The organism is Pseudaeromonas sp. HNCC25DJ182 (assembly GCF_055413365.1).
The window spans coordinates 1-17239 of the sequence record NZ_JBVAYG010000007.1; the positions used below are offsets into that span (position 1 = coordinate 1).

The 17239-nt window shown below is 43.7% G+C and carries 24 protein-coding genes; 6 read left to right on the top strand and 18 right to left on the bottom strand.

Annotated elements, in window-relative coordinates; all coding sequences use genetic code 11:
• Window positions 1–40 precede the first annotated feature (40 nt).
• Window positions 41–424 carry a hypothetical protein gene (locus ACZYUB_RS07255; protein ID WP_463946746.1) on the bottom strand — a complete coding sequence of 128 codons (384 nt, stop codon included), beginning with the start codon at window positions 422–424 and terminating at the stop codon, window positions 41–43.
• A gap of 160 nt (window positions 425–584) precedes the next feature.
• Here ACZYUB_RS07255 and ACZYUB_RS07260 point away from each other — a divergent pair, with 160 nt between their 5' ends.
• Window positions 585–851 (top strand): hypothetical protein, encoded by a 267-nt coding sequence (locus ACZYUB_RS07260; RefSeq protein WP_463946747.1) that lies wholly within the window; start codon window positions 585–587, stop codon window positions 849–851.
• 279 nt (window positions 852–1130) lie between these two features.
• On the opposite strand, the gene ACZYUB_RS07265 is transcribed toward ACZYUB_RS07260, so the two are convergent.
• Window positions 1131–1631: a hypothetical protein gene (locus tag ACZYUB_RS07265; protein WP_463946749.1), complete on the bottom strand. Its 501-nt coding sequence runs from the start codon at window positions 1629–1631 to the stop codon at window positions 1131–1133.
• A gap of 74 nt (window positions 1632–1705) precedes the next feature.
• Between ACZYUB_RS07265 and ACZYUB_RS07270 the strand changes: the two genes are divergently transcribed.
• Window positions 1706–1903 carry a hypothetical protein gene (locus tag ACZYUB_RS07270; protein ID WP_463946750.1) on the top strand — a complete coding sequence of 66 codons (198 nt, stop codon included), beginning with the start codon at window positions 1706–1708 and terminating at the stop codon, window positions 1901–1903.
• A 578-nt stretch (window positions 1904–2481) separates the two neighbouring features.
• Here ACZYUB_RS07270 and ACZYUB_RS07275 read toward each other — a convergent pair.
• The 5 genes from ACZYUB_RS07275 to ACZYUB_RS07295 all read right to left on the bottom strand — a co-directional run bounded on the left by ACZYUB_RS07275 (window position 2482) and on the right by ACZYUB_RS07295 (window position 6497).
• Complete coding sequence (locus ACZYUB_RS07275; RefSeq protein ID WP_463946751.1) at window positions 2482–3573, bottom strand: acyltransferase family protein; 1092 nt, start codon at window positions 3571–3573, stop codon at window positions 2482–2484.
• Window positions 3574–3604: 31 nt separating this feature from the next.
• Window positions 3605–3943: a hypothetical protein gene (locus ACZYUB_RS07280; protein WP_463946753.1), complete on the bottom strand. Its 339-nt coding sequence runs from the start codon at window positions 3941–3943 to the stop codon at window positions 3605–3607.
• A 313-nt stretch (window positions 3944–4256) separates the two neighbouring features.
• Complete coding sequence (locus ACZYUB_RS07285; RefSeq protein WP_463946754.1) at window positions 4257–4727, bottom strand: hypothetical protein; 471 nt, start codon at window positions 4725–4727, stop codon at window positions 4257–4259.
• Between the two features lie 450 nt (window positions 4728–5177).
• The gene (locus ACZYUB_RS07290; protein WP_463946756.1) at window positions 5178–5483 is read right to left on the bottom strand and encodes a hypothetical protein; all 306 of its coding nucleotides are present in this window, start codon (window positions 5481–5483) and stop codon (window positions 5178–5180) included.
• 246 nt (window positions 5484–5729) lie between these two features.
• Window positions 5730–6497, bottom strand: a complete 768-nt coding sequence (locus ACZYUB_RS07295) for a S1 family peptidase (protein WP_463946758.1) — start codon at window positions 6495–6497, stop codon at window positions 5730–5732.
• A gap of 82 nt (window positions 6498–6579) precedes the next feature.
• On the opposite strand from ACZYUB_RS07295, the gene ACZYUB_RS07300 reads away from it, so the two are divergent.
• Both ACZYUB_RS07300 and ACZYUB_RS07305 read left to right on the top strand, forming a co-directional pair.
• Window positions 6580–6846 carry a hypothetical protein gene (locus tag ACZYUB_RS07300; RefSeq protein ID WP_463946759.1) on the top strand — a complete coding sequence of 89 codons (267 nt, stop codon included), beginning with the start codon at window positions 6580–6582 and terminating at the stop codon, window positions 6844–6846.
• Window positions 6847–6997: 151 nt separating this feature from the next.
• The gene (locus tag ACZYUB_RS07305) at window positions 6998–7243 is read left to right on the top strand and encodes a hypothetical protein (protein ID WP_463946761.1); all 246 of its coding nucleotides are present in this window, start codon (window positions 6998–7000) and stop codon (window positions 7241–7243) included.
• 294 nt (window positions 7244–7537) lie between these two features.
• Here ACZYUB_RS07305 and ACZYUB_RS07310 read toward each other — a convergent pair whose 3' ends face one another.
• From ACZYUB_RS07310 to ACZYUB_RS07330, 5 genes are all read right to left on the bottom strand, one after another.
• On the bottom strand, window positions 7538–7852 hold the full coding sequence (locus ACZYUB_RS07310) for a hypothetical protein (protein ID WP_463946763.1): 315 nt from the start codon (window positions 7850–7852) through the stop codon (window positions 7538–7540).
• A 280-nt stretch (window positions 7853–8132) separates the two neighbouring features.
• The gene (locus ACZYUB_RS07315; protein WP_463946764.1) at window positions 8133–8726 is read right to left on the bottom strand and encodes an AlbA family DNA-binding domain-containing protein; all 594 of its coding nucleotides are present in this window, start codon (window positions 8724–8726) and stop codon (window positions 8133–8135) included.
• A 96-nt stretch (window positions 8727–8822) separates the two neighbouring features.
• Window positions 8823–9623 (bottom strand): hypothetical protein, encoded by an 801-nt coding sequence (locus tag ACZYUB_RS07320; protein ID WP_463946766.1) that lies wholly within the window; start codon window positions 9621–9623, stop codon window positions 8823–8825.
• A 91-nt stretch (window positions 9624–9714) separates the two neighbouring features.
• On the bottom strand, window positions 9715–10719 hold the full coding sequence (locus ACZYUB_RS07325; protein ID WP_463946768.1) for a hypothetical protein: 1005 nt from the start codon (window positions 10717–10719) through the stop codon (window positions 9715–9717).
• Between the two features lie 120 nt (window positions 10720–10839).
• Window positions 10840–11169 carry an excalibur calcium-binding domain-containing protein gene (locus ACZYUB_RS07330; RefSeq protein WP_463946769.1) on the bottom strand — a complete coding sequence of 110 codons (330 nt, stop codon included), beginning with the start codon at window positions 11167–11169 and terminating at the stop codon, window positions 10840–10842.
• A 565-nt stretch (window positions 11170–11734) separates the two neighbouring features.
• On the opposite strand from ACZYUB_RS07330, the gene ACZYUB_RS07335 reads away from it, so the two are divergent.
• Complete coding sequence (locus tag ACZYUB_RS07335; RefSeq protein WP_463946770.1) at window positions 11735–12001, top strand: hypothetical protein; 267 nt, start codon at window positions 11735–11737, stop codon at window positions 11999–12001.
• Between the two features lie 294 nt (window positions 12002–12295).
• Here ACZYUB_RS07335 and ACZYUB_RS07340 read toward each other — a convergent pair whose 3' ends face one another.
• Window positions 12296–12790, bottom strand: a complete 495-nt coding sequence (locus ACZYUB_RS07340) for a hypothetical protein (RefSeq protein WP_463946772.1) — start codon at window positions 12788–12790, stop codon at window positions 12296–12298.
• Window positions 12791–12824: 34 nt separating this feature from the next.
• Between ACZYUB_RS07340 and ACZYUB_RS07345 the strand changes: the two genes are divergently transcribed.
• Window positions 12825–13049 carry a hypothetical protein gene (locus tag ACZYUB_RS07345; RefSeq protein ID WP_463946773.1) on the top strand — a complete coding sequence of 75 codons (225 nt, stop codon included), beginning with the start codon at window positions 12825–12827 and terminating at the stop codon, window positions 13047–13049.
• Window positions 13050–13429: 380 nt separating this feature from the next.
• Here the strand turns inward: ACZYUB_RS07345 and ACZYUB_RS07350 are convergent, their stop codons facing one another.
• The 5 genes from ACZYUB_RS07350 to ACZYUB_RS07370 form a co-directional block, all read right to left on the bottom strand.
• On the bottom strand, window positions 13430–13915 hold the full coding sequence (locus ACZYUB_RS07350; protein WP_463946774.1) for a hypothetical protein: 486 nt from the start codon (window positions 13913–13915) through the stop codon (window positions 13430–13432).
• 100 nt (window positions 13916–14015) lie between these two features.
• Window positions 14016–14318 carry a DUF6506 family protein gene (locus ACZYUB_RS07355; protein ID WP_463946775.1) on the bottom strand — a complete coding sequence of 101 codons (303 nt, stop codon included), beginning with the start codon at window positions 14316–14318 and terminating at the stop codon, window positions 14016–14018.
• 126 nt (window positions 14319–14444) lie between these two features.
• The gene (locus ACZYUB_RS07360; protein WP_463946776.1) at window positions 14445–15029 is read right to left on the bottom strand and encodes a hypothetical protein; all 585 of its coding nucleotides are present in this window, start codon (window positions 15027–15029) and stop codon (window positions 14445–14447) included.
• Window positions 15030–15200: 171 nt separating this feature from the next.
• Entirely contained in the window at window positions 15201–15659 is a 459-nt protein-coding gene (locus tag ACZYUB_RS07365) for an STM3941 family protein (RefSeq protein WP_463946778.1), read from the bottom strand.
• 90 nt (window positions 15660–15749) lie between these two features.
• On the bottom strand, window positions 15750–16256 hold the full coding sequence (locus ACZYUB_RS07370; protein WP_463946780.1) for a hypothetical protein: 507 nt from the start codon (window positions 16254–16256) through the stop codon (window positions 15750–15752).
• Between the last annotated feature and the right edge of the window lie 983 nt (window positions 16257–17239).

A 17239-nucleotide genomic window follows, 5' to 3' on the forward strand; every position in this document is an offset into this window, starting at 1 on the left:
GGTGTTACCTAACGTTTGATATAACCGGCGCAGCGCAGCTTCATCGCGCAGCGTCCGTGTTGATGGATTTGTTGGGCCTCGGTTCAAACAGCAAGAACGCACGCCATGAGCCCCAGCCAAGAAAGGCCACAATAATAAGCGAAAGAAACTCAAGCCCGGAAATCATGCCGTGGTCTAGTGACCCCAACAGCCAAGAAATCGGAATGGCCAAGCAAAGGAGCTTCATTCCTGAGCGCCCCCATACCGGCAAACGATGAATACGCCCTGCAACGAGAAAGCCGCAGATTGTGAAAAACAGCAAACCAATTACAGCGCCAATCGCACGCGATAGTGCCGAAACGTCGCCCTCAAACACTGAAGGAACGAATGCCATTGCTCCCATGAGATTGATGATCAGAGCGAGCAACCAAATGAGTGTCTTCATGTGCGGCTACCCTTAAGCGCATGAGGTCGGCGCTGGTTAGACGGCAACCAACAAACAGCTAGAGCAGGAGCTGTGATGCAAAGAAGTCGATGAAAAGCGAACAACGGTAGACTCATGATTTGAGAGGCCCAACGTCTGTTTAACCGGCTGGCTGCAACCGGTGTTGAAAAAGGAGCGGCTGCGTATAGCCAGTCCGGTGTTTAAACTTTTGTTGTGCCGTTGCGATGAGACTGGCAACGCCAGCCGCTTGAGCAACAACGAAATTAAGCCGATGAAACAGACTGGCCTGAACAGCGTCACGAAGAGTAGAACGCTCAAATATCCGAACCTGACCAACCTGATAAAGCAAAGAACCGCCGCTGATGTGGGCATGGTTCACGGATTTACTTGGAACAAAGAAGAGCAGGGCGCTGATGTCGATGTTTAACCTGGGCCGCTAACATCAAAGAAGAAAACAGCGCCATTGCTGGTATCCAAACTGAACCTCAATCGGCCACCAAGATGCCGCTGACAGCATATTGGTTAGGATGATTCACCAAACTCAAACGACCGAGCTCGAAGACCAGCAGGGTTCAATATTGCCTGCTATCTAAACCGCTCCTGCCACTACAACTCACCTGCTTGGAAAGCCGCACAACATTTTAGTTATGGGGCGCGCGGCTTTATGCGCGTCCCAGTGAGCGAAGCGAACGACTTAAACTATTTGTTATGCCTTTAGGTATGAATATCTTATTGAAAATGAAATTATCAAAAATATAAATCCAATTGCAGCAAGTGGTCCTTTTGGCGATTTTGTTGTAAATAGTATGATTATTTTAAATGGAGCGGCCATTCCAATTAACGTCAAAAAGTCGAACATTTTTGTGAAAATGAAAATAGAGCCATAAACTATCAATGCTACACCTGTTAATATTATCGAACAAGCAAGAATGATGTGCTCATAGCTGAGGTTGTTAGCGACAGAAAACATGGCGCAGCCCGCAAGCGTACATATTAGTGCTATTAAAAGCCTTGTTTTCATGCTTAAAATGTCAGAAACGGATTTCTTGATGTCGACATTAATTCTTTCATTAACCCTGCCAAAATATGAGCGAATATAATCATTCATTCTCTTTCGTAATGATTCAGCAGTAAAATAGTCAATCCCCATCAATGCTGCCGCCACGGCTTGAAGATATAGAATTGTCATTTGCTGTTCAGGTGTCACATAAGCCTCCGGTTAATATACGGCATAACGTCTGTTTAACCGGCTGGCTGCAACCGGTGTTGAATAAGGAGTGGATGCGTATAGCCAGTCCGGTGTTTAAACTTTTGTTGTGCCGTTGCGATAAAGCTAGCGACGCCAGCCGCTTGGGCAACAACGAAATACTGTCGATGAAACGGATTAGCCTGAACAACGCCACGAAGAATAGAACGCTTCAATATCCGAACCAGCCCAAACTGATAAAGCAAAGAACCGCCGCTGATGCCGATGTTTAACCAGGACTGCTAACACCACAGAAGAAAACAGCGCTATTGCTGGTATTCAAATTGAACCTCAATCGGCCACCAAGATGCTGCTGACAGTCATTGGTTTGGATGATTCACCCAACCCCAACGACCGAGCTCGAAGGCCAGCAGGATTCAATGTTGCCTGATATTTAAACCGCTCTTGTACCTATTCACTCAATTGCTTGGAAAACCGCACAACATTTTAGTTATGGGGCGCGTGTGCTTTTTGCGCGTCCCAGTGAGCGAAGCGAACGACTTAAACTATTTGTTATGCATTTCAAAATGAATAAAGTTGCGCGCCAATTAATAGCTAAAGCAATGGCGCGGGATGAGGCGGTTAATCGTGCAAACTTCCTCGATGGCGCCCAGTAAATACAATAACCATGAATGATGGAATTCAACGGAATGCAGCTCAATTGATAGGAGTGTTAACAATGTTTTTTAAATAGTTTAATCTTTTAAAGTTTTTATCTTTGGGCACGTTCATTGTGAGAGCCGTCTGCTAAATAGTCATGGGGAATAACCAATATTACTTGAGTTGTCAATAAATAGCTGACTCCCATAGATTACCTGCGTGACGTTGAATTGTTCGCTGACCTCATTCTCTTCATGGCACCTCCAAAGGTGTCTATAAACCCGCCAATGAATTGAGAGAATAATTTATTCCAGTGGCGTGAAAGACGTCGCTCGATAATCTCATGGATAAAAAATGAAATCGTTATGACCATTAAAATAGTTACCACATAAATTACAATTTTATTTTCTTCTGTTGCGTATTTGTTGATAAACATATATCCGAAATGGGCGTGTATTAGATATACAGGGTATGTAAGTGATCCAAGTTTTTGGGATATAGGTAGTTTTATAGATTGTCCATTTCCTGTGTTTTGATAAAAGAAAAGAGCAAAAAAAATCGTAATAATTGAAATTATGACCAAAGGGGAAAAGAGAACACCTTTGGCTTTTGTTAACTGCACAGCGCTACTAGCAGAAAAATTTATGCAAAGTAAATATACGACAAAAAGAAAGAATGCCGCTCTCCATCGAAATTGTTGCTTAAGAACGGCAAAAAGTGCCCCTGCAGAAAAATAGTAGTAATACCCGCCCATATAAGGCAGTGACTGGGCCCCAAGAGCAATGGATGCCAATAACACAATTGGCCAATATGTGAATATATTTTGTAAGTGCTTTTGAAATCCTAGTAATAGCAATACAAGAATTGCACAGTAAAAAGTAATTTCATACACTAATGTCCAATAAACGCCGTCTACGTGAGGAACTCCAAAAAAAGATTGTAGCATAGATAAGTTTGCAACTATTTGATAAGGGTGAACTGCCATCAAGTTTCCGCCCCACAGCAGGGCGAAGGATGAGGTAAAAAGTACAGCAAACCAATATGCGGGGTATAGTCTAACAGCTCTGCTTACTGCGAACTTTGAAGCGGTCCCCGTGTTGGCTGAAAAAAATATTACGTAACCACTAATCATGAAAAAAAGTTCAACACCTAAATAACCGTATTTACTTAAATTAATCACACATGGGATATAACTGATGGATGTGATTTTGCCGTTATTAATGCCATTGAATGTGTAGTGAAACAAAACGACAATAAATGAAGCAAAGAATCGCCCATAATCTAATAACGCCAATCTCTTCATAATATCGGGCCTGTTTGCGTATAACGTCTGTTTAACCGGCTGGCTGCAACCGGTGTTGAATAAGGAGCGGCTGCTTATAGCCAGTCCGGTGTTTAAACTTTTGTTGTGCCGTTGCGATGAAGCCGGCTATGCCAGCCGCTTGGGCAACAACGAAATATAGCCGTTGAAACGGACTGGCCTGAACAGCGTCACGAAGAATAGAACGCTGATTCATCGAAACCAACCCAACCTGATTGAGCAAAGAAGCGCAGCCGATACGGGCATGGTTCTCGGATTTATTTGGAACAAAGAAGAGTAGGGCGCTGATGCCGATGTTTAACCTGGACCTGCTAACATCACAGAAGAAAACAGCGCAATTGCTGGTATTCAAACTGAACTTCAATCGGCCGCCAAGATGCTGCTGACAGCGCATTGGTTTGGATGATTCACCCAACCACAACGACCGAGCTCGAAGACCTGCAGGATTCAAAATTGCCAGCTATCTAAACCGCTCTTGCCACTACAACTCAGTTGCTTGGCAAACCGCACAACATTTTAGTTATGGGGCGCGCGTGCTCTTTGCGCGTCCCAGTGAGCGAAGCGAACGACTTAAACTATTTGTTAGGCCATGCCTCGTAAACACCGGCGATAGAACGCGATTGCTCGACCGACTAAATCGAGAAATGTTTGCTTTCATGCCTTGATCAAAAAAAGGCGCCGAATATCAGCGACCAGAAGGTGCCGACCACGCCTGCAGATAGGAACCAGACAAGCATACGTTGCTCAACAACGGCATATCTCGCCCGCTCTTCGGCATCGAGAAACCAAGTTCGGCGGAATGGTGCATTCCCTTTTCCGATTACGAAGAAGTAGGCCGGAACAATGAAAAATATCGCCATGCCAGTTAGCCACGCCAAGTTGCTTAGAAGCACAGAGCTGGGCTTGTGGTGATTCATTAGATATTCAAAAGGAATCAGCCCGAAGACGCACCATGCTCCCGCTATTGCTGCTGTTTTGTTGGATGCCTGTGGGGTCATATGTTTGTGGCCTAACGTCTGTTTAACCGGCTGGCTGCAACCGGTGTTGAATAAGGAGCGGCTGCGTATAGCCAGTCCGGTGTTTAAACTTTTGTTGTGCCGTTGCGATAAAATTGGCAACGCCAGCCGCTTGGGCAACAACGAAATACAGCCGATGAAACGATTGGCCTAGACAGCGTCATGAAGAATAGAGCGCTTCAATATCCGAGCCAGCCCAACCTGATAAAGCAAAGAACCGCCGCTGATGTGGGCATGATTCTTTGGTTTACTTGGAACAAAGAAGAGCAGGGCGCTGATGCTGATGTTTAACCTGGGCAGCTAACACCAGAGAAGAAAATAGCGCGATTGCTGCCATTCAAACTGAACCTCAATTGGTCGCCAAGATGCTGCTGACATCGCATTGGTTTGGATGATTCACCTAACCTCAATGACCGAGCTCTAAGGCCATCAGGATTCAATATTGTCTGATTCGACAACCGCTCTTGCCACTACAACTCAGTTGCTTGGCAAACCGCACAACATTTTAGTTATGGGGCGCGCGGCTTTATGCGCGTCCCAGTGAGCGAAGCGAACGACTTAAACTATTTGTTATGTTTTCTGTTTTTTGATGATGAATTTGATGTAACCAATTAATACACCAATTACTGTCACCACAAAATGGATAAGAGCCATTGGCATAATAATCAAAAGAATGAAACCACTTGGTGCTAAAAATGAGTTCCAATTCACTCCATGATTCTTGCACCCAGAAACAAAACCAAACGGCGAATCAAGTAGTTCACACCCTGAGATTTTAAAAATCAATAACCAAATGGAGCATGAAATAATAGCAATCGCATATTTCATTTCTTGTTCATGCCTTCCGGTTGATGAAATATATTTGTCAATAGGCATCCAAGAGCTCTTAGGGAGATCAGGTATGCGATGGCTGAAATAAAAAACAATAACCCGCCACCTAAGGATTCTTTTACTGGCTCATAAACTATCGCGAATGCTACAACACCTACGAAGTAAACAATAAAATTTAACTTAACCATTTTTGTCGTAACCTTGGTGCTGCAATTTGCAAGACATAACTTCGACTTAAGTGGCGGCACGTAGTGCCGTCCAGCTTTAAGTTTTTGTTAAACAGATGCTATATCAATCAGATGCTTCATCAGTCCATGGATTTTCTGAACCATATAAGACCCATGAAGCATATGTGTCAGGCACTGATAGATTATGGAATCCTATCGTGTCTAATATTGGTTCAACAGTTAATGCGGTCAGATAGCCTAATTCTGTAGCTGTTTCACCATATGAAAGTGAATCAGTAATTACTCCTAAACTAAAATCATAACAAGAAATAGCTGGACCACCGCTAAAACCACCTCTAGCTAAACTAGATAATACAAACCTAGGATGAGGATTATTACCTCTAAGGTCTACGATAGTATTAATTTCAGCTTTAGTCGTGACTAATAAAGGCCCCTTAGCAAATGGAATAGGAGGATAACCCATAACTATTGCATCAGATAAAATTAAACTGTTATCTAGCCAATCATCCAGATGAAAACCTAAAGGAATGCTTGTTTTATCTAACCCATCAACTTGTATTAATGCGACATCAATATTTGCATCTGGATGATAATAAGGTCCGTGTATTGAACCCTTGTTTAACTCAGGTGAGTACCAAACCTCTTGTAAATTTGCACAGCTATCGGAATGGCCAATTTCTAAAATTTCTTTTTCGAAAATGACGTGGCGAGCTGTTACTAAAACACCGTTACCAATATGAAATGCAGAACCTATATTTTGATCACCTTCATGGTTCTTAACTGCGACATATGCAACTGCGCTGCTATATCTTCGCATTAACTCTTGAGGGGGGATATATGAAGACCCCCAATTTGAACTTTCATCAGTCATAGAATTTCTAGAAAAATTAGTTATAAGAAGAATCAAACGGCAAAATCTGTTTAACGTCTGTTTAACCGGCTGGCTGCAACCGGTGTTGAATAAGGAGCGGCTGCGTATAGCCAGTCCGGTGTTTAAACTTTTGTTGTGCCGTTGCGATGAAGCTGGCGACGCCAGCCGCTTCGGCAACAGCGAAATAAAGCCGATGAGACAGATTAGCCTGAACAGCGTCACGAAGAATAGAACGCTGATTTACCAGAACCAGACCAACCGGATAAAGCAAAGAACTGGCGCTGATGTGGGCATGGTTCTCGGATTTATTTGGAACAAAGAAGAACAACGCGCTGATGCTGATATTTAACCTGGACTGCTAACACCAAAGAAGAAAACAGCACCATTGCTGGTATTCAAACTGAACCTCAATCGGTCGCCAAGATGCTGCTGATAGAGTATTGGTTTGGATGATTCACCCAACCCCAACGACCGAGCTCTAAGGCCAGCAGGATTCAATATTGCCTGATTTGGCAACCGCTCTTGCCAGTACAACTCAATTGCTTGGAAAACCGCACAACGTCTGTTTAACCGGCTGGCTGCAACCGGTGTTGAATAAGGAGCGGCTGCGTATAGCCAGTCCGGTGTTTAAACTTTTGTTGTGCTGTGACGATGGAACCAGCTACGCCAGCCGCTTGGGCAACAACGAAATTAAGCCGCCGAAACAGATTGGCCTGAACAGCGTCACGAAGAATAGAACGCTTTAATATCCGAACCAACCAAACCTGATAAAACAAAGAACCGCCGCTAATGTGGGCATGGTTCGTGGATTTATTTGGAACAAAGAAGAGCAGGGCGCTGATGCTGATGTTTAACCTGGACCGCTAACACCACAGAAGAAAACAGCGTCAATGCTGGTATTCAAACTGGACCTCAATTGGCCGCCAAGATGCTGCTGACAGCGTATTGGTTTGGATGATTCACCCAACCACAATGACCGAGCTCTAAGGTCATCAGGATTCAATATTGCCAGCTATTGCAGCCGCTCTTGCCACTACAACTCAATTGCTTGGAAAACCGCACAACGTCTGTTTAACCGGCTGGCTGCAACCGGTGCTGAATAAGGAACGGCTGCGTATAGCCAGTCCGGTGTTTAAACTTTTGTTGTGCCGTTGCGATGAAGCTAGCAACGCCAGCCGCTTGGGCAACAACGAAATAAAGCCGCCAAACAGATTGGCCTGAACAGCGTCACGAAGAATAGAACGTTGATTTACCCGAACCAGCCCAACCTGATAAAGCAAAGAACCGCCGCTGCTGGAGTGGTTCACAGATTTACTTGGAACAAAGAAGAGCTGGGCGCCGATGCTGATGTTCAATCTGGACTGCTAACACCACAGAAGAAAATAGCGCCATTGCTTGTATTCAAGCCGCTCTCTAATTGGCCACCAAGATGCTGCTGACAACGCATTGGTTTTAATTATTCACCCAACCCCAACAACCGAGCTCGAAGACCAGCAGGATTCAATGTTGCCAGCTATCTAAACCGCTCTTGTACCTATTCACTCAATTGCTTGGCAAACCGCACAACATTTTAGTTATGGGGCGCGCGGCTTTATGCGCGTCCCAGTGAGCGAAGCGAACGACTTAAACTTTTTGTTAAAAGCCGATTCCCCCAAGAACTACACCGACCAAGATACCAACCAGACCACCTATCAAATGGTCTTTAATTTTTGATATCAGACTATTCCCCTCAGCAATCTCGCTCTTTAGGCCACTAATGGTCTTCTCAAGTGATTCGATCATTAGGGTTTGCTTTTCCAGCACACCGGAAAGAGCGTCGATAGAACCATTTGGTGACCCGACTAATGAGGCGATTTCCTGTTGGTGCATCACTCTGATCTTTCCGCCACTTCTCATGTAGGCCCCAGAGTCACAAAAGACTACATGATCTGATTTTTCGATTTTTACAACCGCGACATTAAGAACAACACGAGTTTTCTGTATTTCATAACTTACAACGTCAGATGAACTGAGCATTCCAAGAGCTTTTTCGATCTTGGCTCTAGCAGAGTTAGGGTCTACACCATCTATGGTAGAAGAATCGCTAACACCAAGTAGAATTGTTCCACCATCTGCGTTTGCAAATGCAGATATTACTTTTGCGAGAACGAGTGGTGATACGTCGGAATGAAGAAGTTCAACGTTGTGACTTTCTCCTCTAGACATCAGTTCAATAATATCGTTTTCCAATGTGTACTCCGCGAGTCTCTTAGGCTTTTAACTTCTAATTAAACGGCGGCACGTAGTGCCGTCCAGTGAACGAAGTGAACGTGTTTGAATTATTTGTTAAGGCTCTTTAGAAACCCTTTTTATATAATTCTCAATGAAGCCTCTATTTCGATATGCATCCCGGCGAACCTCTAAAATTTCATTCACTAAACTTTCAGCTTGTGTTTCATTGAGAGAGTTTATTGTTAAAAGTTTATCTTTAAGCTTTAATTTATACAGTTCTTCTTTCTTCTTCGTCTTTCTATCACCAAGTTTAACTGATACATAAATTAGTAGAATGTATAAAAAAATCGATGACACAATTATGAGGCCTGCATAGATGCTATTTTTGGGGTTGTCGGATTTCGGTCGTAACTTTAGCCCTTTTACTGTACTTATAGGTTTGACGCTTTGTGGTGGGTCACCAGCAAATAATAGGCTTAATGTATAATAGTTCTGTTCTGAATCATCGGCTCTATCGATATAATCAAATTCATAAACAATAATATTGTCTCTTTTTTCAACTAAACGCATAGAAGACTCTGAATAATCAGTCGGACCTTTGATAGATGATGATAATAAAGTTGTATCCTGGTTTTTATTGACTTTGAACTCTATTTTTACTTTATCAAAATGTCTTCCTGAGTCGTTGACGAATAATATATTGTAAGTGCTTAATTTTCTAATCTGCTCATTTGCAACATTGACTTTTATGTTGGACGTCAATTCTTGCTGAGTATCTAATACTAGACCGCTATTAACAACATAATCAATGTAGTAAACGTCATCTGGTAGTTTTATTACACCAAGAATCCAAGCAAAAAAGACAGGCAGTAAAGTTCCAATGATGCCAATGATAATATTTATCTTTTTATTCAATTAAAAAACCTCATGGATATCAAAGTAGCCTTAACGCCCAACTCAGCGGGCAAATTGAGCGCAGCGAAATTTGATCCGTTGTAGTTGCTTGTTAAGAGGCATTGGCGCGCTCCGCTTCATACAGTTGCTTCACAGCAAAACGACCCCGTTCGGATACTGCTTCAGACGTATCCGATGCAAACTTCTCAGCGAATTCCCTTGCGACAGTACCTAGGTTTTCTAGCTCCCGAATTAGAAACTCTGCTGAAACTCGCCGAACAATAGACGAACGATCTTCAGAAGATATTTTTAACAAGTCGAGCAATGGAGTTTGAACATTTACTTTTCGTTCGGAAATGATCGGCTTTAACCTTCCCTCACAATAACGGATGTCAGTCCATTCCCACTTCCGACCCTCTATCCATGCTATTCGGCCTTCGAATAGGCTTCGAAAAGCCTTGGCTCGAACGGAAGGTTGGATAGCGAGGCCAGCAATCTCTTCAATCTTTCCATCAAGAATCGGTGTACGTCCAAGCTGAGAAAAGAGAGACGGCATCGGCCCAGATGATGAATAAATTAACTTGGACCTAAGTAAATCTGCTATCTGCTCTTCGCCTATGATCTGCAAAAAAACCTTTTTATCTGCTTCCTCAATCCTACCCCAAGAATTCCAATTGGAAAGTGCGATACAAAGAGCTTCAACAACAAATTCAGGGTTTGTTGCTTTTGCAATCTCTGGTAGCTTTTGCCTTGCGGCTTCTCGAACTTGAGGTACCCAATCATTGAGCCTACGGACAATAAGTGAAAAGAAGAAAGTATTTGGCGCTGCACCGGATAGTGCACTCAAGGTTTTTTCGCGCTTGTAACCATCCCAGCTTATTAGATCTAGCCAAGTCAGCAATTCGCTAGGTTTAGACCAAACTTTCCACCATGGGGGAGTTGACTCCCTTAGTGCCAGGGAAAATTCTGACCGAATTAAGCGCTCCCAATAATCAAAACTAGTGAGAGATAACTGAGACGTCACATCAATAAGTGCAGACATATCAGCTACAACTTTACTTCTCGAATGTATCGAGTTAGCAAATTCCCTTACTGCTGATATAACTTTATCTTTCATAATCCACGATTGTTGCACCTACTTCTTGCCTCTTAACATTTTAGTTATGGGGCGCGCGTGCTTTTTGCGCGTCCCAGTGAGCGAAGCGAACGACTTAAACTATTTGTTAGAACCAACTTGTCAATGAAATCGGCTGTCTCTTTCACAAGGCTCACCATCATTATTGCCATCCATTTTAGTACCAGGACAATTTCTGATGAAAAATTCAGCTTCTTCTAGCGACGTCATTTGTGTGCAGTACACTCGGCCATCGCATTTGAAATTGCTCGATGGCGTTGGTTGGGGAGATATGAGTTCGTCTTGCATATTAACTTCATCGCTGAACCCGTCGTGAACTTCAGTTGAGATATTCTGTTGTGATGTATCAGCAGTTGCAGGAGTGCTAGAAGTATTTGTGTGAAAAAATTGCCATGCAGCTAAGAAGGCAAGAATTAGTACGATTTTCTTCATGAATTGAACCTCTGAGCTGACTTTAGTTCTAACGTCTGTTTAACCGGCTGGCTGCAACCGGTGTTGAATAAGGAGCGGCCGCGTATAGCCAGTCCGGTGTTTAAACTTTTGTTGTGCCGTTGCGATGAAGCTGGCTATGCCAGCCGCTTGGGCAACAACGAAATCAAGCCGATGAAACGGATTAGCCTGAACAGCGTCACGAAGAATAGAACGCTGTATTAACTGAACCAGCCCAACCTGATAAAGCAAAGAACCGCCGCAGCACCAGGAGTGGTTCACGGATTTACTTGGAACAAAGAAGAGCAGAGCGCTGATGCTGATGTTTAACCTGGATTGTTAACACCACAGAAGAAAACAGCGCCATTGCTGATATTCAATCTGAACCTCAATTAGCCACCAAGATGCTGCTGACAGCGCATTGGTTCGACTGATTCGCCCAACCCCAACGACCGAGCTCGAAGACCAACAGGATTCAATGTTGCCTGCTATCTAAACCGCTCTTGCCACTACAACTCAATTGCTTGGAAAACCGCACAACGTCTGTTTAACCGGCAGGCTGCAACCGGTGTTGAATAAGGAGCGGCTGCGTATAGCCAGTCCGGTGTTTAAACTTTTGTTGTGCCGTGGCGATGGAACCAGCTACGCCAGCCGCTTGGGCAACAACGAGATAAAGCCGATGAAACGGATTGGCCTGAACAGCGGCACGAAGAATAGAGCGCTGATTTACCTGAGCCAGCCGAACTGGATGACGCAAAGAACCGCCGCTGATATGGACATGGTTCACGGATTTATTTGGAACAAAGTAGAGCAGGGCGCTGATGCTGATGTTTAACCTGGCCCGCTAACACCACAGAAGAAAACAGCGCCATTGCTGGTATTCAAGGTGAACTCTAATTGACCACCAAGATGCTGCTGACAGCGCATCGGTTTGGATGATTCAGCCAAACCGAACGACCAAGCTCGAAGATCCGCAGTATTCAATATTGCCTGATATTTAAACCGCTCTTGCCACTACAACTCTATTACTTGGAAAACCGCACAACATTTTAAATAACCGGCCCGCGTAGCGGGTCCGGCGAAAGCCCGAAGGGCTGAAGCAATGTTAATTTTTTTGTTAGGCTTTTTTTCAACACATGGAGATAACGCCGTCAATTACTTCTTTATAATCTTGCTGGCCGTCAATTTTATCTAAGCCTTGCAACCATGTGCTAAATACTTCGTTATAATATGCTTCCGGGCCTAGTTCGAATTGTTTCATATGTTTCTTGGGGATCTCATCTTCATCCAGTTCATTGATGTATTCATAGTCTCCGAAGTCGCACTCGGTAGTTGTGATTTTATTTCCATCAAGTGCAGACAATAAACAATATGGATCTTCATCGCCAGTTATGAATCCTCTGGCAAATTGACACTTTAATTTCTTCAGTAATTCCATCACTGATTTGACAATGTCACGACCTTCTGAGCCCGACATGAAATATATTAAAGTTTGAGTGTCTGTGGTGGCCTCTACTGTCACGTCAACATCTTCGTCGATTTCATTAATACACTTTGTAATCGCATCAACAAGTTCCTCACTTTTGTTATTGTGTGCAAAAGTGATATCAGCGTACATTTCCATTTTTGACTCCCGTTTGTTGTTGTAAAGAGATTTAATGATTATTGAATATGGTGGTGACAGTAAATGGCCTAACGTCTGTTTAACCGGCTGGCTGCAACCGGTGCTGAATAAGGAGCGGCTGCGTATAGCCAGTCCGGTGTTTAAACTTTTGTTGTGCCGTTGCGATGAAGCAGGCAACGTCAGCCGCTTGGGCAACAACGAGATAAAGCCGATCAAACGGATTGGCCTGAACAGCGTCACGAAGAATAGAACGCCTTAATATCCGAACCAGACCAACCTGATAACGCAAAGAACCGCCGCTGATGCAAGCATGGTTCTCGGATTTATTTGGAACAAAGAAGAGCAGGGCGCTGATGCTGATGTTTAACCTGGACTGCTAACACCACAGAAGAAAACAGCGCCATTGCTGGTATTCAAACTGAACCTTAATCGGCCACCAAGATGCTGCTGACAACGTATTGGTTTGGATGATTCACCTAACCACAATGACCGAGATCTAAGGCCATCAGGATTCAATATTGCCAGCTATCGCAACCGCTCTTGCCACTACAACTCAATTGCCTGGAAAACCGCACAACATTTTAGTTATGGGGCGCGCGGCTTTATGCGCGTCCCAGTGAGCGAAGCGAACGGCTTAAACTATTTGTTATGCACCGCCTTCTGGCGAAGAGTATATAACCACTTGTCGCCTTGACATTTAAAAAAACGTGTGAATACAAAAAATGCAATTGTGCAGCCATATGCAATCGCTGTCTTTGGTAATGGTAGTTCACCGTCAATAGCAAAACCTAATGCGATTGATAGAAATATAAGTGCATAGGAGAAAGAAAGTATCGCGTATATGTAATTAAAAACAATTGTGACACCACAAATAATCTTATTGTTAGAGGAAGTCTTGTCGTACGGGGATGAAAAAAGCTCGGATAGTTTTGGTTTGACCGCCACCGCTGTGTTGATTATTCCCTGTTTTAGTTTTACTACTCTTGGGCTGTAAAGTACAAGAGCGATAAACCAAATAATACTTAACAGTGTTATTGAAACCAAAATTGCATTTGCGAGCCATCCCAACTTTGCTTCGTTTAACTGTTGGAGAATTTGAATAAATAAACCTAGTAAATTTGTCATCGATAACCCCTATGCATAACATTTTAGTTATGGGGCGCGCGGCTTTTATGCGCGTCCCAGTGAGCGAAGCGAACGACTTAAACTATTTGTTATGCAAAGTTTATCTATCAAGCAACGCTGCAATTTTAATTTCTTCTTCATCAGTGAAGCAGACATGCCCAACTGGAACAATGCCATTGATGTGTTTTATGATTTCTTTTGAGTCGAACGTGTTGAATCCTCCACATAGCTCAATTACCTGAACCCCGTTAGATATCATTTTATCTGCGGCCAAGCATGCTTGTTGTAATGATTCAACCGCGATAACACAAGTTCGGAAGCATGGCGATTCTATTGTGGCAGTGTGTATTTCCGGATTGTATTCTGGACCCATAACGATGAATCCATAGTTACTAATTTTCATAAATCATATCTTTGTTTGCCAGCGCGGCCATGAGTTAGGAATGCATAACATTTTAGTTATGGGGCGCGCGGCTTTATGCGCGTCCCAGTGAGCGAAGCGAACGACTTAAACTATTTGTTAAATTACTTACGCATTGTTCATGAAGTGATCATAGTATTTCCTAGCTACATCTTCTGGGCCTAAAGCAACATCGATTAACATCTGAAGACTCCAGACCGGACCTGGAATAACATCATCTAAATTTAGGTCATCAGGGTATGCTTCTGGATCTATAGCCATTTCAAAATTAGCAAACCACCATAGTTCTACTTTTCGTAGTAAATTAATCATTTCTTGAAATGCTGTAGGAATATCAAAATCAACACCAGATGAAGCAAAAGTTAACATTTCATGTGTCAGAGTGTTTCGGCACTTTTTTATGTGTTCGAATCTTGATATGTCATTTTCATCTATGGCATCCATTTCTTGTAGCCATTTCAATGATGCGTATAAAACGTTTTTATTAAGAGAGAGTACATTGTCTTTATATTCTTGACTGATGGTTAATCCAGCATCATTAAGTCCATCCGCATAGAAGCCTTTAATTTTGTCAATAATGCTATTTTTTAGCATTTCGAATGCCATTGAGAAAATTGATGCTGTGATGATATTAGTTTTTAGTGTTTCTGGGTGAAGTGCTCTTGCCCATGATGCTTTTATTTTATCATCCATAAGAACCTTCGAGTAATTTAACATTTTAGTTATGGGGCGCGCGGCTTTATGCGCGTCCCAGTGAGCGAAGCGAACGATTTAAACTATTTGTTAGGGTTTTTATTCCCACGAATACCATTATATAACGTGCGCTGGTTCATGATTTGCCTAACGTTTGACGAGAGGGAATGGTTATGTGGCGTTTCCGTAGCGCTCATGCCACTCGATCAACGTTTCAGCAAGATCCTTAAGTGAGATGTTGTACATATTGCCAACAGCCGCATCCATTCCGGTAAGCGAGCGCGAGACTTGGCTGCGCCGAGCGCCACCACTCTTGTAGTTCAGCGCGATCACAGTCGCTCCTCGGATTTTGGCCATGCGAATTGATTCAATGTCGCTCCAACGGAAGTGGCTGGTCTTGAACAATCCAACCATTTCGACCCCCTCTTCGTCTAGCCGAAGGGTGACGCCACCTTTCACCAAAACTAGTGCCCCTATGAGTGCAATCGCCCCGAATAACAACGCAGTGGCCCCCCCAAATAAAGGCTGGCTGGCAGTCATATGGAGACCAGTCCATGCGAAAAGACCTGCGACACCAAAAAGCAACAGCGCTTTGAAACGACTAGCTTTGAATATTTTCTCGCGGTTCATGTGAGCCACCTAACAATTTAGTTATGGGGCGCGCGGCTTTATGCGCGTCCCAGTGAGCGAAGCGAACGACTTAAACTATTGGTTAGGCAGCTATTGGCTACCAAAAGAAAAATATACTTTATTGCCTTTTAATAACCCCCATTCACGATTTTCACCTTCTGATTCTTTCGTTAAGGAGTATAAATAACTTGGTAGTCTATTCTGCCATTTGTTGTGGGCGACACATGGATTCGGCTCTCTGCTCATTTCGGCTTCAAGGGTTGCCACAATCTTTGACTTTATATATTCAAAGTCTTCTGGTGATACTGTGAATAAGGCACAAGAAGAATAGTCACCATGAATATCTGGGTATGAAGATTGTTTCTCAATGAAAACTCCCGAACTAGGGAATTTAATATCTGTTATTCTTTCGAACTCGGATTTGTAAAAAGAATCGGATGGATAAAAGGCAAGGTATGAGCTGATAGATATATAGGTCAATAATCCGATAACCGCAAAGCGACCGATGCGCCCCTTGCGCCATAACCAATAGCTGAAAGCGATCACTAATAGTGAAGAAAAAATCAACAAAGTGATGACTGCTGAATTCGATTCCATGATTCAAATGCCTAACGTCTATTTAACCGGCTGGCCGATGCCAACCTGTGAATGATAAACCGGCTGCTTACGGCCAGTCCGATTGAAATTTTTGTTGTGCCAGAACTGCTGCTAACTACGCCAGCCGCTTGGGCAACAACGAAACCAGTCTGATGACTTGTTGAACCAGAACAGCGCCAAGCAGAAAGAGACGCTAAGGCTGGCGTTCAAACTCACGAGTTGGGACTAAGAACAGGCACCGGAGCCGATGTTGCTGGCCAACCTGTTGGAACAGAGAAGGCGAGGGCGCCGAGGCCGATGCCTAAGGTTGGCCAGAACGAAGCAACCAAGATGCTTGCTGACAACGTGCCGGGCCGGAGTTTACGCCAGAGCGGAAGACGGTCCTCTAACACTTGGCCATTTCTCTGCGGCCAACTACAAGCTGCTCTTGCCCTGGAGCCACTCATCACTGGCAACACGCACAACGTCTGTTTAACCGGCTGGCTGCAACCGGTGTTGAATAAAGAGCGGCTGCGTATAGCCAGTCCGGTGTTTAAACTTTTGTTGTGCCGTTGCGATGAACCAGCAACACCAGCCGCTTGGGCAACAACGAAATAAAGCCGCCGAAACAGATTGGCCTGAACAGCGTCACGAAGAATAGAACGCTGTAATATCCAAACCTAACCAACCCGATAAAGCAAAGAACCGCCGCTGATGCAGGCATGATTCTCGGATTTATTTGGAACAAAGAAGAGCAGGGCGTTGATGCCGATGTTTAACTTGAACGGCTAACACCCAAGAAGAAAATAGCGCGATTACCGCCATTCAAACTGAACTTCAATCGGCCATCAAGATGCTGCTAATAACGCATTGGTTTGGATGATTTACTCAACCTCAACGACCGAGCTCGAAGACCCGCAGGATTCAATATTGCCTGCTATCGCAACCGCTCTTGTACCTATTACCACCGCTGCTTGGAAAACCGCACAACATTTTAGTTATGG

Bases quoted from the DNA above. Each gene is read 5' to 3' on its own strand.
- ACZYUB_RS07340 (WP_463946772.1), bottom strand. From the start codon at position 12,790: ATGGAAATGTACGCTGATATCACTTTTGCACACAATAACAAAAGTGAG.
- ACZYUB_RS07270 (WP_463946750.1), top strand. From the start codon at position 1,706: ATGCGTATAGCCAGTCCGGTGTTTAAACTTTTGTTGTGCCGTTGCGAT.
- ACZYUB_RS07355 (WP_463946775.1), bottom strand. From the start codon at position 14,318: ATGAAAATTAGTAACTATGGATTCATCGTTATGGGTCCAGAATACAAT.
- ACZYUB_RS07275 (WP_463946751.1), bottom strand. From the start codon at position 3,573: ATGAAGAGATTGGCGTTATTAGATTATGGGCGATTCTTTGCTTCATTT.
- ACZYUB_RS07255 (WP_463946746.1), bottom strand. From the start codon at position 424: ATGAAGACACTCATTTGGTTGCTCGCTCTGATCATCAATCTCATGGGA.
- ACZYUB_RS07345 (WP_463946773.1), top strand. From the start codon at position 12,825: ATGATTATTGAATATGGTGGTGACAGTAAATGGCCTAACGTCTGTTTA.
- ACZYUB_RS07325 (WP_463946768.1), bottom strand. From the start codon at position 10,719: ATGAAAGATAAAGTTATATCAGCAGTAAGGGAATTTGCTAACTCGATA.
- ACZYUB_RS07290 (WP_463946756.1), bottom strand. From the start codon at position 5,483: ATGCCTATTGACAAATATATTTCATCAACCGGAAGGCATGAACAAGAA.
- ACZYUB_RS07330 (WP_463946769.1), bottom strand. From the start codon at position 11,169: ATGAAGAAAATCGTACTAATTCTTGCCTTCTTAGCTGCATGGCAATTT.
- ACZYUB_RS07365 (WP_463946778.1), bottom strand. From the start codon at position 15,659: ATGAACCGCGAGAAAATATTCAAAGCTAGTCGTTTCAAAGCGCTGTTG.
- ACZYUB_RS07370 (WP_463946780.1), bottom strand. From the start codon at position 16,256: ATGGAATCGAATTCAGCAGTCATCACTTTGTTGATTTTTTCTTCACTA.
- ACZYUB_RS07360 (WP_463946776.1), bottom strand. From the start codon at position 15,029: ATGGATGATAAAATAAAAGCATCATGGGCAAGAGCACTTCACCCAGAA.
- ACZYUB_RS07350 (WP_463946774.1), bottom strand. From the start codon at position 13,915: ATGACAAATTTACTAGGTTTATTTATTCAAATTCTCCAACAGTTAAAC.
- ACZYUB_RS07295 (WP_463946758.1), bottom strand. From the start codon at position 6,497: ATGACTGATGAAAGTTCAAATTGGGGGTCTTCATATATCCCCCCTCAA.